The sequence below is a fragment of the Planotetraspora mira genome (assembly GCF_016863275.1).
GTDB classification, from domain to species: Bacteria; Actinomycetota; Actinomycetes; order Streptosporangiales; family Streptosporangiaceae; genus Planotetraspora; species Planotetraspora mira.
Window position 1 is genome coordinate 283,148 of record NZ_BOOO01000016.1, and the last position, 15,601, is coordinate 298,748.

At 68.3% G+C, this 15,601-nt stretch carries 13 protein-coding genes and 1 tRNA gene; 4 read left to right on the forward strand and 10 right to left on the reverse strand.

Features of this window, described 5'->3' with window-relative positions:
- Positions 1–16: 16 nt before the first annotated feature.
- The 5 genes from Pmi06nite_RS16340 to Pmi06nite_RS16360 all read right to left on the reverse strand — a co-directional run bounded on the left by Pmi06nite_RS16340 (position 17) and on the right by Pmi06nite_RS16360 (position 5,531).
- Positions 17–928, reverse strand: a complete 912-nt coding sequence (locus Pmi06nite_RS16340; RefSeq protein ID WP_239113956.1) for a sulfotransferase family protein — start codon at positions 926–928, stop codon at positions 17–19.
- Between the two features lie 83 nt (positions 929–1,011).
- Positions 1,012–2,274 (reverse strand): sulfate adenylyltransferase subunit CysN, encoded by a 1,263-nt coding sequence (gene cysN, locus Pmi06nite_RS16345; RefSeq protein WP_203953832.1) that lies wholly within the window; start codon positions 2,272–2,274, stop codon positions 1,012–1,014.
- A gap of 121 nt (positions 2,275–2,395) precedes the next feature.
- The gene (gene cysD, locus Pmi06nite_RS16350) at positions 2,396–3,310 is read right to left on the reverse strand and encodes a sulfate adenylyltransferase subunit CysD (protein ID WP_203953833.1); all 915 of its coding nucleotides are present in this window, start codon (positions 3,308–3,310) and stop codon (positions 2,396–2,398) included.
- Between the two features lie 19 nt (positions 3,311–3,329).
- Positions 3,330–4,091, reverse strand: coding sequence for a 3'(2'),5'-bisphosphate nucleotidase CysQ (locus Pmi06nite_RS16355; RefSeq protein ID WP_203953834.1), 762 nt, complete (start codon positions 4,089–4,091; stop codon positions 3,330–3,332).
- On the reverse strand, positions 4,092–5,531 hold the full coding sequence (locus Pmi06nite_RS16360; RefSeq protein ID WP_203953911.1) for a sugar transferase: 1,440 nt from the start codon (positions 5,529–5,531) through the stop codon (positions 4,092–4,094).
- A 120-nt stretch (positions 5,532–5,651) separates the two neighbouring features.
- Here Pmi06nite_RS16360 and Pmi06nite_RS16365 point away from each other — a divergent pair, with 120 nt between their 5' ends.
- Positions 5,652–6,302 carry a 3'-5' exonuclease family protein gene (locus Pmi06nite_RS16365; protein WP_203953835.1) on the forward strand — a complete coding sequence of 217 codons (651 nt, stop codon included), beginning with the start codon at positions 5,652–5,654 and terminating at the stop codon, positions 6,300–6,302.
- Here Pmi06nite_RS16365 and pth read toward each other — a convergent pair.
- The 5 genes from pth to Pmi06nite_RS16390 all read right to left on the reverse strand — a co-directional run bounded on the left by pth (position 6,222) and on the right by Pmi06nite_RS16390 (position 10,796).
- The gene (gene pth, locus Pmi06nite_RS16370) at positions 6,222–6,842 is read right to left on the reverse strand and encodes an aminoacyl-tRNA hydrolase (protein WP_203953836.1); all 621 of its coding nucleotides are present in this window, start codon (positions 6,840–6,842) and stop codon (positions 6,222–6,224) included. The two genes, Pmi06nite_RS16365 and pth, sit on opposite strands and share 81 nt — an antisense overlap.
- A 65-nt stretch (positions 6,843–6,907) precedes the next feature.
- The gene (locus Pmi06nite_RS16375; protein WP_203953837.1) at positions 6,908–7,525 is read right to left on the reverse strand and encodes a 50S ribosomal protein L25/general stress protein Ctc; all 618 of its coding nucleotides are present in this window, start codon (positions 7,523–7,525) and stop codon (positions 6,908–6,910) included.
- A 333-nt stretch (positions 7,526–7,858) separates the two neighbouring features.
- Entirely contained in the window at positions 7,859–8,836 is a 978-nt protein-coding gene (locus Pmi06nite_RS16380) for a ribose-phosphate diphosphokinase (RefSeq protein WP_203883331.1), read from the reverse strand.
- Positions 8,837–9,096: 260 nt separating this feature from the next.
- Entirely contained in the window at positions 9,097–10,560 is a 1,464-nt protein-coding gene (gene glmU / locus Pmi06nite_RS16385; RefSeq protein WP_203953838.1) for a bifunctional UDP-N-acetylglucosamine diphosphorylase/glucosamine-1-phosphate N-acetyltransferase GlmU, read from the reverse strand.
- Between the two features lie 164 nt (positions 10,561–10,724).
- A tRNA-Gln gene (locus tag Pmi06nite_RS16390) sits at positions 10,725–10,796 on the reverse strand.
- 400 nt (positions 10,797–11,196) lie between these two features.
- Between Pmi06nite_RS16390 and Pmi06nite_RS16395 the strand changes: the two genes are divergently transcribed.
- The 3 genes from Pmi06nite_RS16395 (at position 11,197) to Pmi06nite_RS16405 (ending at position 15,578) form a co-directional block, all read left to right on the forward strand.
- Entirely contained in the window at positions 11,197–12,135 is a 939-nt protein-coding gene (locus tag Pmi06nite_RS16395; RefSeq protein ID WP_203953839.1) for an acyl-CoA desaturase, read from the forward strand.
- A gap of 232 nt (positions 12,136–12,367) precedes the next feature.
- The gene (locus Pmi06nite_RS16400) at positions 12,368–13,417 is read left to right on the forward strand and encodes a TetR/AcrR family transcriptional regulator (protein WP_239113957.1); all 1,050 of its coding nucleotides are present in this window, start codon (positions 12,368–12,370) and stop codon (positions 13,415–13,417) included.
- A 58-nt stretch (positions 13,418–13,475) separates the two neighbouring features.
- A complete protein-coding gene (locus tag Pmi06nite_RS16405) occupies positions 13,476–15,578 on the forward strand; it encodes an RNA degradosome polyphosphate kinase (protein ID WP_203953840.1) in 2,103 nt (700 codons plus the stop codon).
- Positions 15,579–15,601 lie beyond the last annotated feature (23 nt).

Genomic DNA, 15,601 nt, shown 5'->3' on the forward strand with positions numbered 1-15,601 from the left:
AAATCACGAGCTCCGATCAGTATGCGAGGGGGTAGCCGTACATCAGCAGCAGCGGCCAGGTCAGCGCGGTGACCAGCCAGCGCTGCCGGAACGGCAGTGCGGCGCGGCGGTCGTGGAACTCGATGTGGCCCACAGCGAACCGCATGGGATTGCCGGAGACCGTGTGCGCGACCCCGAGCCGCGCCTGCCCGTCCTCGATGAAGCCGAGCGTCTCGTGAGAGTCGGTCAACTCCAGGTCGCCGGCCAGTTCCGTCAGCGTCGCGACGGGGTCCTGCACCAGATCCTCGTAGTGGACGCGGACGACCTGGACGCCCTTCCAGCGCAGGACCTCGAAGGCGAGGTTCTGCGCGAGCCAGTGCATCGCCGTCCGGGCGGGCGCCCACCGGGCCATCGGCCGCCCGTCCTCGGGCCGCCGCACTCTCCTGCGCCAGGACGCCGCGACCGCGCGGGGGTCGCGCACCACGTGGACGACCCGGAGGTCCATGGTCGCGGACAGGCAGTACGCCAGGGAGGCGTGCTTGCTGGAGTCGATGACGACGCGCGCCGCCGCGACCTCGGCCGCGGCGGCATAGATCCGTGAGTACGCCGAGACGTACTCGGCGAGCTCGGCCTCCCGGGTCAGCAGCCCGACGGCGAAACCCGGGATGCGGCGTGTGCGGTCCACCCGGGCGCGGAGCTCCTGCAGCATGACGGCACGGCTCTCACGCCAGTAACCGAACGCACGGGAGCCGACCTTGCTCCAGAACGTGCACTGGGAGAACGGCTGACCGCAACCACAGGGCTCGTCGGCGCGAACGCCACGCGCCCACAGATGGACGACCTCTCCGAGCGGTGCCACACCCGGAATCTCACCGAGCAGGCGCTCGAGCAGGGTGGTGCCGCTACGGCCCAGCCCCCCTACAAAGATCACCGGCTGAGCGTCGGCCACGTGCCCTCCACCTAGTGGATGCGGAACGTGATGACACTAGCGCGGAGAGTAATCGAGCGCCTGATGATCCCTAAAGGATCTACTCAGTGAGCGTCGACGATCATCCCTGCTCCGACCGTGCCGTTGGTGGCCTCGTCGATCAGGATGAATCCGCCGGTGAGGCGGTTCCTGGCGTAGTCGTCCACGAACAGCGGCTGCGTGGTGCGCAGCGTCACCCGGCCGATCTCGTTGAGCCCCAGCGAGGTCGCCGTCTCGTCACGGTGGAGGGTGTTGACGTCCAGGCGGTACTGCAGGTCCCTGACCACGGTCCGCGCGGTCCTCGTGGTGTGCTTGAGAACCAGCTTGGACCGGGGCTGCAGCCTCACGCCGTCGGCCATCCACGAGACCATCGCGTCGATCTCCTGGGCCACGTGTGGCTGGTTGTGCGGACGGCAGATCATGTCGCCGCGCGAGATGTCGATGTCGTCCTCCAGCCGGATGGTGACCGACATGGGCGCAAAGGCCTCGTCGAGCGCGCCGTCGAAGCTGTCGATCGACTTGATCCGCGTGGTGAGGCCCGACGGCAGGTGCATGACCTCGTCGCCCGGCTTGAGGACGCCCCCGGCCACCTGGCCCGCGTATCCGCGGTAGTCGTGCAGCGACTGGTTCGTCGCGTTGTGCGGGCGGATGACGTACTGCACCGGGAAGCGGACGTCGACGAGATTGCGGTCGGAGGCGATGTGCACGTGCTCCAGGTGATGGAGCAGCGCGGTGCCCTCATACCACGGCATATTCTCCGAGCGGGAGACCACGTTGTCGCCGTGCAGTGCGGAGATCGGGATGAAGGTGAGGTCGCTGGCGTTCAGCTTCGACGCGAAGGCGGTGAACTCCTCGCGGATCTCCTCGAACCGGGCCTCGGAGTAGTCGACGAGGTCCATCTTGTTGACCGCGAGGACGAGGTGGGGCACCCGCAGGAGCGTCGTCAGGAACGCGTGCCGCCGCGACTGCTCCAGCACGCCCTTACGGGCGTCGATCAGGATGATCGCCAGGTCGGCGGTCGAGGCGCCGGTGACCATGTTCCGGGTGTACTGAATATGGCCCGGGGTGTCGGCGATGATGAACTTCCGCCGCGGCGTCGCGAAGTAGCGGTAGGCGACGTCGATCGTGATCCCCTGCTCGCGCTCCGCCCTGAGGCCGTCGGTGAGCAGGGACAGGTCGGTGTACTCGGTGCCCCGGTCGCGCGAGGTGCGCTCGACCGCTTCCAACTGGTCCTCGAAGATCGCCTTGGAGTCGAAGAGCAGCCGCCCGATCAGCGTCGACTTGCCGTCGTCCACGCTGCCCGCCGTAGCGAAACGAAGGATGTCCATTACTCGTGCTCCCCAAGGTTCGTACGGCCGGCATCAGGAAGATCAGCGCGCATCGGAAGTAGCCTTCGAGTCTGACGCAGCCGATCTTCCATGATCCCGCCACGCAAGGAATGACCGTTCATCAGAAGTAGCCTTCCTTTTTGCGATCTTCCATGGCGGCCTCGGACGCGCGGTCGTCGGCGCGGGTGGCTCCCCGTTCGGTGATCCTGGTCGCCGCCACCTCTTCGATGATCTGCTCGACCGTCGTGGCCGTGGAGGCCACCGCGCCGGTGCACGTCATGTCGCCGACCGTGCGGTAACGGACCACCGCCTCGAAGATCGGCTCGTCGTCGCCCCGCTGGACGACCTCGTCATCGCTGAGCAGCATGCCGTCCCGCTCGAACACCTTGCGGGTGTGGGCGAAGTAGATCGAGGGGATCTCGATGCCCTCGCGCTGGATGTAGTACCAGATGTCCAGCTCGGTCCAGTTGGACAGCGGGAACACGCGGATGTGCTCGCCCTTGCGGATCCGGGTGTTGTAGAGGTTCCACAGCTCGGGCCGCTGGTTCTTCGGGTCCCACTGCCCGAAGTCGTCGCGGAAGGAGAACACGCGCTCCTTGGCCCTGGCCTTCTCCTCGTCGCGGCGGGCCCCGCCGAACACGGCGTCGTACTCGTTCTCCTCGATCGCGTCGAGCAGGGTCGTGGTCTGCAGCCGGTTGCGCGAGGCGCGCCGCCCGGTCTCCTCCATCACCCGTCCCGCGTCGATGGACGCCTGGACCGAGGCCACGACCAGCCGTGCGTTCAGTTCGGCGACGCGGCGGTCCCGGAAGTCGATCACCTCGAGGAAGTTGTGCCCCGTGTCCACGTGCATCAGCGGGAAGGGGATCGGCGCCGGCCAGAACGCCTTCTCGGCGACGCGCAGCATGACGATCGAGTCCTTGCCACCGGAGAAGAGCAGACAGGGCCGCTCGAACTCGGCCGCGACCTCGCGCATGACGTGGATCGCCTCGGCCTCGAGCACGTCGAGCTGTGACGTCGTGTAGTCACGCTGGAGCATTGGTGCTTCCTCCGGGAGATTAGCGATGAAGGTCACGGATGCCAGCGAGCAACGTTGGCGCCAGATCCGGTAGGCAAACAAGGATATCCGGCAGGGAGGGGTCTGCCTGGTTGTAGACCAGCGGCGTGCCGTCGATCCTGCTCGCGTGCGCCCCCGCGGCGAGCGCCACGGCGACCGGCGCGGCGGAGTCCCACTCGTACTGGCCGCCCGCGTGGACGTACGCCTCGACCTCTCCGGTGAGGACGGCCGAGATCTTGGCCCCGGCCGAGCCGATCGGGACGAGATCGGCGCCCGCGAGGAACGCGAGCTTCCGCACGAACTCGGGGGGCCGGGTGCGGCTGACCGCGATCCGGAACCGCTCGCCGGGCTTGGCCAGCACGGGCGGAAGGGCCGCCGTCAGAGTCCTGCCCTGGGCCGGGAGCGCCACCGCCCCCGCCGTCAGCGAGCCTTTCTCCCACAGCGCGACATGGACCGCCCAGTCGGACCGGCCCTCCTCGGAGAACTCGCGGGTGCCGTCGAGTGGATCCACGATCCACACCCGGTCGGCCGACAGGCGCCGCGGATCCATCCGCTCCTCGCGGGTCGCCTCCTCCGACAGCACGCTGTCGCTCGGCCTGAGCCGCTGCAGGGCCTCGGTGAGGAACCGGTGCGCCATCAGGTCGCCCGCGTCCTTCAGCGCACGCTGGTCGGCGAACCCGTGCTCGGCCCGGAGTGCGAGCAGCCGTTCCCCCGCCTCCGTGGCGAGGTCACCCGCGAGGGCGTGGTCGTCCCTAATCGTCATTCAGTAAGCTCCCGCACCGCCCGCGACCGCCGACCAGGTCTTCCAGAGAATCTGCAGATCCAGCATCAGCGACCAATTCTCGATGTAACGCAGGTCCAACCGTACCGATTCCTCCCAGGAAAGATCAGACCTGCCGTTGACCTGCCAGAGGCCCGTCATTCCAGGGCGTACGACCAGCCGGCGGCGGACGTCGTCGCGGTACCGCGCGACCTCCTCCGGCAGCGGCGGGCGCGGCCCGACCAGCGACATGTGACCCCGCAGCACATTGATCAACTGGGGCAGCTCGTCGAGCGAGTGCCTCCTCAGCCGGACACCCATGCGGGTGACCCGCGGATCCTGGCGGATCTTGAACAGCAGGCCGTGGCCGTCGTTGACGAGCTCCACCTTGCGGGCCTCCGCGTCGTTCCGCATGGTCCTGAACTTCAGGATCGTGAACTCCACGCCGTCCTTGCCCACCCGCGTCTGCCTGAACAGCACCGGCCCGGGGCTCGACGCCCGTACGGCTATCGCGACGACGAGCATCAGCGGAGCGAGCAGGACCAGGGCGACGCCCGCGACCAGCCGGTCGAAGGCCGTTTTGATCAACTGGCGCGCGCCGGCGAGGTCCGGGTGCTCGACGTGGAGCAGGGGAAGCCCCGCCACCGGCCGGATCGCGGTGCGCGGTCCCGCCACCTCCATGAGGGCGGGGGCGACGACGAGGTCGGTGCGGGTCCGTTCCAGCCGCCAGGCCAGCCTGCGCAGCGCCGTGCCGTCGAGTTCGGGACACGCGAGCACCGCCACGGTGTCCGCCCCCACCTGCTGCACGACGAGGGGGACGTCGGTGAAGTCGCCCAGGATGGGGACCTCCTCGATCTCCCCCGGCGAGTCGGTGGGCAGGCAGGCCGCGACGATCTCCATCCCGTGATAGCGCTCGCGCCGGAATCTCATGGTCAGCTCGGCGATGCCCGCGCGATGGCCCACCGCGACCACCCGGCGCATGCAGTCCTCGCCCCGGCGCCGGCGCCCGTGCAGGCGGCGGCGTAAGCCGTACCGGGCGAGGAGGGTCAGGACGGTCATCAGCGGCAACGCCGCGACCACGTAACCGCGGGCGAGGTCGGTCTTGGTCACGTAGGCCGCGATGGCGACCGCGGCGATGAGGGTGAACCCGCACTGCGCGATCCGGCGGAACTCCTCCGACCCCACTCCGATCAGGCGGGGTTCGTAGCCCCGGTTCAGGCCGATCATGCCGGCCCACACGGGCGGGAGCACTCCGCTCAGCACCACATACGGGACCGCATAAGGAGTAACCTCGCCGAACCTGAGCAGTACTGCGGCGACCCCGGCCAGAAGGGCACACGTCATGTCGGACAGAGCCGCATGGAATCGGTATCGCGTCGCCCAGCGCGGCGGCCGCGGGATCGGATGCGCCGGCGTCACCCGCGCCCGGCCGGCGGCGACCATGGAAACTTCGCCGTCCAGCACGCACCCTCCACACTCGTCGCCTTGCGCCGTCACGTAACGGCATCGTCACTGACAGTGAGGAATGCTAGCGGTCATCCGGTGGGGCTTAGAGGAGAATTCGTGAAAGCCGAAACGTACATCTCTGTCGATATCGAGGCCGACGGCCCGATTCCGGGCCCATATTCCATGATCAGCATCGGCATGACGGTGGCGGGGAGGATGGTCGGCAGGAGGTTCGAGAAGACCGATCCCGAATCGGCGACCTTCTACGCGGAGCTCAGGCCCATCAGCGACGACTTCGTCGCCGAATCGCTGGCGGTCAGCGGGCTCGACCGCGACACCCTACTAAAGGAGGGGCGTGACCCCGCCGAGGCCATGGCCGCCGCCACGGCCTGGATCCGGGAGGTGTGCGGCGCCGACCTCCCCGTGCTGGCGGCGTTCCCGCTGGCCTACGACTGGATGTGGATGTACTGGTACTTCCTGCGTTTCACCGGGGAGAGCCCGTTCGGCCACTCCCGGTGCATCGACATCAAGACCCTCTACACCGCCAAGGCGGGCGTCCCCGTCGCGTGGTCGACCAAGCGGCAGATGCCGCGCGAGGTGCGATCGGACCGCCGCCACACCCACAACGCGCTGGACGACGCCGTGGAGCAGGCCGAGCTGTTCCAGAACCTGATGCTCTGGCCGGGATCAGCGGGGCGGCTTCACAGGGTTGAGATCCCCCGCGTGGAACCTGTTCTGGGTGGCCTCGACGCCGCTCGTGATCAGTGACTCCACCATGTCGGCCGCACGATCGACCAGGAACGGCAGGTCCTTGCGCTCGGCGGTGGCGAAGTCCTTCAGCACGTAGGCCGCCGGATCCATCCGTCCCGGGGGGCGGCCGATGCCGAAGCGGATCCGCGGATAGTCCTTCGTCCCGAGCGACTTGGTGATCGACTTCAACCCGTTGTGGCCGTTGTCCCCGCCGCCCAGCTTCGTGCGCAGCGCGCCGTAGGGGATGTCCAGCTCGTCATGGATGACGATGACGTTCACGGGCGCGACCTTGTAGAAGTCGGCCAGCGCCTTCACCGGACCACCGGACAGGTTCATGTACGACAACGGCTTGGCCAGCACGGCGCGGGCGCCGGCCGACCGCCCCTCGACGATCTCGGCGCGCGACTTGTGGACCTTGAAACGGCCGCCCATCCGGGCCGCAAGCTCCTCGACCACCATGAAGCCCGCGTTGTGCCGGTTCCCGGCGTACTCGGGCCCCGGATTGCCCAGGCCGACGACAAGCCATCGCTGATCACCGGGCTCGGCGATCCCAGACATCACGGTCTCCTCACATGAAGAAGTCCTCCACAGGAGGTCCTGTGGAGGACTGTCTCACATCGGTGCTACTCGGCGGACTCAGCCGAAGCGGCCTCGCCCTCGGCAGCGCCCTCGGCGGCGGCCTCGCCCTCCGCGGGCAGCTCGGCCGTCGGAGCGGCGATCACGTGCAGGACCAGCGCCTCGGGGTCGCCCTGGAGGGTGGTGCCCGCCGGGAGCGGGAGGTCGGCCGCGTGGACGACGAAGCCGACGTCCTTGCCGTCGACGTCGACGGTGACGCCGGTCGGGATGTGCGTCGCCTCGGCCTCCACCGACAGCGTGATCAGCTGCTGGTCGAGGATGGCGCCGCCGATCACGTCACCGGTGACGTTGACCGGGATCTCGACGGTGACCTTCTCGCCCCGCTTGACCAGGAGCAGGTCGATGTGCTCGATGTAACCCCTGATCGGGTCACGCTGGACGCCCTTGGGCAGCGCGATCTCGTCGACCCCGTCGCCGTGGACGCGGATGAGGACGTTGGCCTGACGCAGCGCGAGCAGCAGCTCGTGGCCCGGCAGGGTCAGGTGCTTGGGCTCGGTGCCATGGCCGTACAGCACGGCGGGAACCTTGTTCCCGCGGCGGATCGCACGGGCGGCGCCCTTACCGAACTCCGTGCGGAGCTCAGCGGCGATTCGAACTTCGGACATGGCACATCTCCTAGGGGTCGCTTGACGATTGGTGAGCACCCACCCTGATCCGCCCTAGCGGAAGGCGTTACGGGCGCAGCGTGAACAGCCTACCGTGTGGATTGCGCTCGCTCCGCTCGCGCGGGCTCGGGGCGCCTTAGAGGCCGTCGGTCGTGCCGGAGGCGCGCCATGAACGCAGCCCTCGCCGTTCGGGGTCGCTCGTACCTCGCTCCCCGCTCACTCCTCAGTCCAGACACGGCCGCGCCCCTCGCGAACCACTCCCCACGCGAACCAACGGCCGCGCACCTCGCGAACCAGACCCCTTGCGGGCCAACGGCCGTGGCCTCTCGCGAACTAGCTGTCGCCTTCGAAGAGGCTGGTGACCGAGCCGTCGGTGAAGACCTCGGTGATCGCACGGGCGATCAGCGGGGCGATCGACATCACGGTCAGGCTGTCGAACCTCTTCTCCACGGGGATCGGCAGCGTGTTCGTCACGACCACCTCAGAGATCCGCGAGTTCTTGAGGCGATCCACCGCGGGGTCGGAGAACACCGCGTGCGTCGCCGCCACGATGACGTCGGTGGCCCCGTGCTCGTAGAGCGCGTCGGCCGCCTTGCAGATCGAGCCCCCCGTGTCGATCATGTCGTCGATCAGCACGCAGGTCCGGCCCTGGACCTTGCCGACCACCTCGTGCACCTTCACCTGGTTGGCCACGTCGAGGTCGCGGCGCTTGTGGATGAACGCCACCGGGGTGCCGAGCGAGTCCGACCAGCGCTCCGCCAGCCGTACACGGCCGGTGTCCGGCGAGACGATCGTCGTGGTCGCCGGGTCGAGCTTGCCCCGCAGGTAGTTGATCAGCACCGGCATCGCGAACAGGTGGTCCACCGGGCCGTCGAAGAAGCCCTGGATCTGAGAGGTGTGCAGGTCGATCGACATCAGCCGGTCGGCGCCCGCCTGCTTGAACATGTCGGCCATCAGCCTGGCCGTGATCGGCTCTCGCCCGCGGCCCTTCTTGTCCTGCCGCGCATAGCCGTAGAAGGGCATGATGACCGTGATCCGCTTGGCCGAGGCGCGCTTGAGCGCGTCGACCATGATCAGCTGCTCCATGATCCACTGGTTGATCGGCGCGGTGTGACTCTGCATCACGAAGGCGTCGCAACCGCGGACGGACTCCAGGTAGCGCACGTAGATCTCGCCGTTCGCGAAGTCGCGCAGCGCCGTGGGCGTGATCTCGACCGCGAGGTTCGCGGCCACCTCGTCGGCCAACTCGGGGTGGGCGCGTCCGGAGAAGAACATGAGGTTCCGCTCACCCATCGTCTTCTTGCCGCTCATGCCACACTCCTCGACTGCCGAGCCCCCCGGCCGGCCGTTCCGTAACGGGTCGCCTGGTCCCGCACACACGGCTCGACGCCGTGCCGTCCTGTTCGCTCGCCCCGCTGAACCACGGTGTCCTCCTGGCCTGCCCCTGAGGGCGTTACGCGGTCAGACCGCGCCTTGTTCTCATTACCGATGCCGTACGGCTCATGCCGCGGACGCCGCACGCCGTCCGGCGGTGCCGCTTGTCCGTGACCACTCAGAACTGTGCCTCGCGACTACTCCGCGCCCGTCTCCGGCTCCGCCTGTTCATCCCGCTCGGCGACGGCCTGTTCGGCCGCCTTGGCCGAGGCCGTCCCCGGGCGGCGGCGGACGACCCACCCCTCGATGTTGCGCTGCTTGCTCCTGGCCACGGCCATCGCCCCCGGAGGAACGTCGCCGGTGATGACGGAGCCGGCGGCGGTGTAGGCACCGTCGCCGATGGTCACCGGAGCGATCAGCATGTTGTCGCTACCCACCCGGACGTGGTCGCCCACGGTGGTGCGGTGCTTGTTGATCCCGTCGTAGTTCACGAAGACACAGGCCGCGCCCACGTTGGAGCCCGTCCCGATGGTGGCGTCGCCGACGTACGACAGGTGGGGGATCTTGGAGCCCTCGCCGACGGACGAGTTCTTGGCCTCGACGAAGGTGCCGATCTTGCTCTTGCGCCCGAGGACCGTCCCGGGCCGGAGGTAGGCGTAGGGGCCGACGGACGCCTGCGGGCCGATCTCGGCCCGGTCGCAGACCGCGTTGCGCACCACGGCGTCCGCGCCGACGACGGTGTCCGTCAGCGTGGTCGCGGGGCCGACCTCGGCCCCTGACGCGACTCTCGTGGAGCCGTGGAGCTGGGTCGCCGGGTGGATCACCGCGTCCGCCTCGAGCCTGACCTCGGCGTCGATCCAGGTGCTTGCGGGGTCGATGATGGTCACGCCTGCCCGCATGTGCGCCTGGAGGATCCGGTCGTTGAGGACCCGGCGCGCGAAGGCGAGCTGGACGCGGTCGTTCACGCCCTCCACCTCGACATAGTCGGACGCGACGTACGCCCCGACCCGGTGCCCGTCCTCGCGGAGGATGGCCAGGACGTCGGTGAGGTACTCCTCGCCCTGCGCGTTGGCCGCGCCGACCCGCTTGACGCCGTCGGCGAGGAGCGGCCCGTCGAACGCGTAGACGCCCGAGTTCATCTCGTGGATCGCCCGCTGCTCGGGGCTCGCGTCCTTCTCTTCGACGATCTCCAGGACGGCTCCGCCCGCGTCGCGGACGATCCGGCCGTACCCGGCCGGGTCGGGGACCTCCGCGGTGAGGACCGTGACGGCGTTGCCGTCCGCGGCATGCCTTTCCAGCAGCGCGGCGAGGGTCTCCGTGCGCAGCAGGGGCGTGTCGCCGTACGTGACGAGGACCGTTCCTCTGATGTCGCCCACTGCTTCGAGGGCGGTTCTCACGGCGTGGCCGGTGCCGTTCTGCTTCTCCTGGACGACCGGGAGAGCGTCGGGCGCCGTGGTGGCGAGGTGGCTTTCGACCTGGTCGCGGGCGTGTCCGATGACCACGACCAACTGCTCGGGGTCGAGGCCGCGGGCGGCGGCGAGCATGTGGTCCACAAGCGCGCGGCCACAGAGCTCATGGAGGACTTTGGGGGTGTTCGACTTCATCCGAGTGCCCTCGCCGGCGGCGAGGACGATGACGGCGGCCGGACGCGGCACACTCACGGACTGAGGCTCCCTCGGCGTCACGATAGAGACGAGTCGGCTTCCGGTTCACGGGCGGCCACCCACAGGGCACCGCACGGTCACCCGCTCGACAAGGTGAGCTTACCTGTCGGGCCTGAGATCGAATCCAGCCCCACCCATAACCACCCGATCCTCAGCTGCCGCTCCGGCGCCAGGACTCGAACCTGGACAACAGGGACCAAAACCCTGCGGGCTGCCAATTACCCAACGCCGGAAAGGTTTGGCGAACGCCCGATGATCCCGGCCGCAAGCCGCCTCCTACGATACCGATCCCGCCGGATCTGTGACGCCAAGACGCTCTGTGACGCCAGGACACGGTCGGCCGATGATTCCGAATTCGGGGCCGTTCGGCTCGGCGGCTTTCCGGGCACGGCGGTTATCCGGCCGAACCCTCCGGGCAGACCATCCGATATCCGCGCAGTCGACGGACCGGATCTCACGCCGCGAGCGATGGCCCGTGTAGCAGATGACCTGCCGATCTAGCAAGACGTGGATTCGCCACCAGATGTGCGTGGGAGCGTCACCTTCCCCACATTCAGTCGGCGAAATTCCTAACTTACGATGGCGTAGGTTACGGTGGCGTAGCCAGACATCTTCCCCACACGCGAGGTGCCAATGACCGTCCTGACCGAACGGCCCGGACCGCAGCCCAAACCGGACTTCGAGCCCCAAGGCAAGTCCCGGGGCGATCTGATCATCTTCGGCGTCGTCGTCGGAGCCCCCATCCTCGCGGTCATCGCCGCGGTGCCCTTCGCCTGGGGATGGGGTCTGGGCTGGACGGACATCGCGATCGCCTTCGTGTTCTACGTCATCTCCGGACTGGGTGTCACGGTCGGATTCCATCGCTACTTCACCCACGGCTCCTTCAAGGCCAAGCGGCCCCTGAAGATCGCCCTGGCGATCGCGGGCAGCCTCTCGCTCGAGATGTCCGTCCTCGACTGGGTCGCCGCACACCGCAAGCACCACAAGTTCTCGGACAAGGAAGGCGACCCGCACTCGCCGTGGCGCTTCGGCACCAGCGTCTGGGCTCTGTCCAAGGGGCTGCTCTGGGCGCACATGGGCTGGCTGTTCGAAGTGGAGCGGGTCAACCGGCAGAAGTACGCCCCGGACCTGGCCAAGGACCCGGACATCATCAAGCTGCACAAGTGGTTCCCCGCCCTGGCGCTCACCTCGCTCCTGCTGCCCGGCGCGCTGGGCGGCCTGCTGACCTGGTCCTGGCAGGGCATCGTGACCGCCCTCTTCTGGGGCACGGTCGTCCGCATCGGTCTGCTGCACCACGTCACCTGGTCCATCAACTCGATCTGCCACGTGTTCGGCGACGAGGAGTTCGAGTCGCGCGACAAGTCCCGCCAGGTGTGGTGGCTCGCCATCCCGTCCTTCGGCGAGTCCTGGCACAACCTGCACCACGCCGACCCGACCTGCGCCCGGCACGGCGCGCTCAAGGGCCAGATCGACCTGAGCGCCGGGACGATCCGCCTGTTCGAGAAGGCCGGCTGGGCCTACGACGTGCGCTGGCCCACCCCCGAGCGACTGGCGGCGAAGCGTCTTGGCTGACGCCATCGGTACGGATGACAGGGCCGCCGTCGACGTGGCGGCCCTGGCTTCTCCGCGTTCCACCTCTGACGACGACGATTCCGGTAGGGCCGCCGCCTTACCCCTGACCAGGGCGACAGCGGTGGCCGTACGCGCACATATCCAGCCCGTGCCCGCCGATGCGGGCACTTCCGTGCCCGCGAAAGCCGTACGGAAGGCGGCTGAGGGCCGAGAACAGGCCATGATTGAAGCCGTGAGCGACTCCTCCCGATCCCGCAAGCGCATGACTGGCGCGGAACGGCGCGAGCAGCTGATCCAGATCGGCCGGACCCTGTTCGCCGAGAAGGGCTTCGACGGCACCTCCGTCGAAGAGATCGCGGCGACCGCCAAGGTCTCCAAGCCCGTGGTCTACGAGCACTTCGGCGGCAAGGAGGGCATCTACGCGGTCGTCATCGACCGCGAGATGCAGCGACTGCTGAGCCTCGTCTCGCAGGCCCTGGTGGCGTCGCACGCGCGGGTGAAGCTGGAACGTGCCGCGCTCGCCCTCCTCCAGTACATCGAGGAGAGCAGCGAGGGCTTCCAGATCCTGGTCCGCGACTCCCACGCCGCCTCCGGCACGGGCACGTTCGCGAGCCTGATCAGCGACATAGCCGGTCAGGTGGAAGACGTGCTCGCCGACGAGTTCAGGGAACGGGGCTACGACCCGAACCTCGCGCCGATGTACGCCCAGATGCTGGTGGGGATGACCGCGCTGACCGGGCAGTGGTGGCTCGAGGAGCGCCGGCCCCGCCGCGAGGAGGTCGCCGCCCACCTGGTCAACCTCTCCTGGAACGGTCTCACGGGTCTCGACCCGAATCCCGGCCTCACGGCCGCGTCCCGCGGTCTGGTGCTGACGCCCACGACGGAGCCCCGTACGGCGCCCCGGCCGAACGAGCGCGAGCTCAAAGAGCAGGAGAAGGCCCGGCGCGAGCACGAGAAGCTGCGCGAGCGGGAGCTCAAGGAACAGGAGAAGGCCCGCGAGCGCGAGCTCAAGGAGCTCGAACGAGCCCGGGAACGCGAGCTCAAGGAGCAGGAGAAGGTCCGGCGCGAGCAGGAGAAGGCCCGCGAGCGGGAGCTCAAGGAACAGGAGAAGGCCCGGGAACGGGAGCTCAAGGAGCTCGAGCGAGCCCGCGAGCGCGAGCAGAGGGAACGGGACAGGCAGCGGGAACGCGAAGAGCGGGAAGAGCAGCGGTCGCAGGAGGCCAGGGCACGGGCGAAAGCGGCCGAGGACCCGGCGGACACCGAAGCCGACAGGGTGCCCTGACGGTTTCGTTGCGTCGTAGTTAACGTACCGTTCAACGAATTAGGGCATATTTTGTCATATGTCCGCCGAATTCGCTTCCGTGCCCGAACCCGAGGATGCCACCCTGCCCGAAGACGCACCGCTGCCCCAGGATCGGTTCCTCAACCGAGAGGAGAGTTGGCTCCAGTTCAACGAACGTGTGCTGGAGTTGGCGGAGGACCCGTCTGTCCCCCTGCTCGAACGCGTCAGATTCCTGGCGATCTTCGCGAGCAACCTGGACGAGTTCTTCCGCGTCCGGGTGGCCGGCCTCAAGCGCCGGATGGCGACCGGCCTGCTCCTGCGGACAAAGAGCGGCCTGAAGCCCAGCGAGGAGTTGGCGCGGATCGCGGCCATCGCCGACGACCTCGCCCGCCGGCACGCCGGAGACTTCCACGACGTCGTGCTGCCCCAGCTTGCCGCGGAGGGGATCGAGATCGTCCGCTGGGACGACCTCGGCCGGGACGAGCGGACGGCGCTGCGGAAGCTGTTCCAGGAGCGGATCCGGCCCGTGCTCACCCCGCTCGCGGTGGACCCCGCACACCCCTTCCCCTACATTTCCGGTCTTTCCCTCAACCTCGCCGTGACCGTCCGTAACCCGATCAGCGGGAACACGGTCTTCGCCCGAGTGAAGGTGCCGTCGCAGCTGCCGAGGTTCGTCACCGCGTCGCAGAACCGGTTCGTCCCGATGGAGGACGTCATCGCCGCCCATCTGGGCGAGCTCTTCAAGGGCATGGAGATCGTCGAGCACCACGCCTTCCGGGTGACCAGGAACGAGGACCTCGAGGTCGACGAGGACGTCACGGAGAACCTGATGCAGGCGCTGGAGCGTGAGCTCCGGCACCGGCGGTTCGGACCGCCGGTCCGCCTGGAGGTCGAGGACACCATCACCCCCGAGGTGCTGGACCTGCTCGTCGACGAACTGCGGGTGGCCGACCACGAGATTTACCGGCTCCCCGGCCCACTGGACCTGACCGGCCTGCACGCCATCGCCGACCTCGACCGGAGCGAGCTGAAGTTCAACCGGTTCGTGCCGGCGGAGGCCGTGAGCGCCGAGGACGGCCTGTTCGCCACGCTGCGGGAGCGGGACATCCTGCTGCACCACCCGTACGACTCGTTCGCCACGAGCGTCCAGCGGTTCGTGGAGGAGGCGGCGGCTGACCCGGACGTGCTGGCGATCAAGCAGACGCTCTACCGGACCAGCGGCGACTCCCCCATCGTGGACGCCCTGATCGACGCCGCCGAGGCCGGCAAGCAGGTCGTCGTCGTCGTGGAGATCAAGGCCAGGTTCGACGAGCACGCGAACATCTCCTGGGCGCGGAAGCTGGAGAAGGCGGGCTGCCACGTCGTCTACGGCGTGCTCGGCCTGAAGACGCACTCCAAGCTGGCCCTGGTGGTCCGGCAGGAGGCGAACGGCGAACTGCGGCGCTACTGCCACATCGGCACCGGGAACTACAACCCGAAGACGGCCAGGCAGTACGAGGACTTCGGGCTGCTGACGGCCGACCCCCAGGTGGGTGAGGACGTCACGGATCTGTTCATCCACCTCACCGGCTATTCGATCCAGGAGGACTACCGCAGGCTGCTCGTCGCGCCCGACTCGCTCAGGCAGGGCCTGCTGTCCAGGATCGAAGGCGAGGTCGAGCACCACAAGAACGGCCGTCCGGCGCGGATCCGCATCAAGACGAACTCGATGGTCGACGAGCCGCTCATCGACGCGCTCTACCGGGCGTCGCGGGCCGGCGTGCCGGTGGATCTCTGGGTCAGGGGAATCTGCACGCTCAGGCCGGATATCCCCGGATTATCGGAGACGATCCGGGTCAGAAGCATCCTGGGCCGCTTCCTCGAGCACTCGAGGGTGTACGAGTTCGGCGAGGGCGACCGGTCGGAGATATGGATCGGCAGCGCCGACCTCATGCGCCGCAACCTGGACCGGCGCGTCGAGGCTCTGGTGAGGGTGACCAGCGGCCAGCAGCGTGAGTACCTGTCCGACCTCCTCGATCTCGCCATGAGCGACACCACGACGGCGTGGACGCTGAACTCCGACGGGAAATGGCTGCGTCACCGCGGCGAGATCGATCTGCAGCACCACCTGATCGCGCGCAGGCGCTGGCGAGCCGTGGACGACACGACCAGCCTGGACTGAGGGATGCTCATGTTCGAACCCGA

What these genes read in the sequence shown, in the direction of transcription:
- cysN (WP_203953832.1), bottom strand. Translation starts at nt 2,274, where the DNA reads ATGGACATCCTTCGTTTCGCTACGGCGGGCAGCGTGGACGACGGCAAG.
- cysD (WP_203953833.1), bottom strand. Translation starts at nt 3,310, where the DNA reads ATGCTCCAGCGTGACTACACGACGTCACAGCTCGACGTGCTCGAGGCC.
- Pmi06nite_RS16355 (WP_203953834.1), bottom strand. Translation starts at nt 4,091, where the DNA reads ATGACGATTAGGGACGACCACGCCCTCGCGGGTGACCTCGCCACGGAG.
- Pmi06nite_RS16360 (WP_203953911.1), bottom strand. Translation starts at nt 5,531, where the DNA reads ATGGTCGCCGCCGGCCGGGCGCGGGTGACGCCGGCGCATCCGATCCCG.
- pth (WP_203953836.1), bottom strand. Translation starts at nt 6,842, where the DNA reads ATGTCTGGGATCGCCGAGCCCGGTGATCAGCGATGGCTTGTCGTCGGC.
- Pmi06nite_RS16375 (WP_203953837.1), bottom strand. Translation starts at nt 7,525, where the DNA reads ATGTCCGAAGTTCGAATCGCCGCTGAGCTCCGCACGGAGTTCGGTAAG.
- Pmi06nite_RS16380 (WP_203883331.1), bottom strand. Translation starts at nt 8,836, where the DNA reads ATGAGCGGCAAGAAGACGATGGGTGAGCGGAACCTCATGTTCTTCTCC.
- Pmi06nite_RS16395 (WP_203953839.1), top strand. Translation starts at nt 11,197, where the DNA reads ATGACCGTCCTGACCGAACGGCCCGGACCGCAGCCCAAACCGGACTTC.
- Pmi06nite_RS16405 (WP_203953840.1), top strand. Translation starts at nt 13,476, where the DNA reads ATGTCCGCCGAATTCGCTTCCGTGCCCGAACCCGAGGATGCCACCCTG.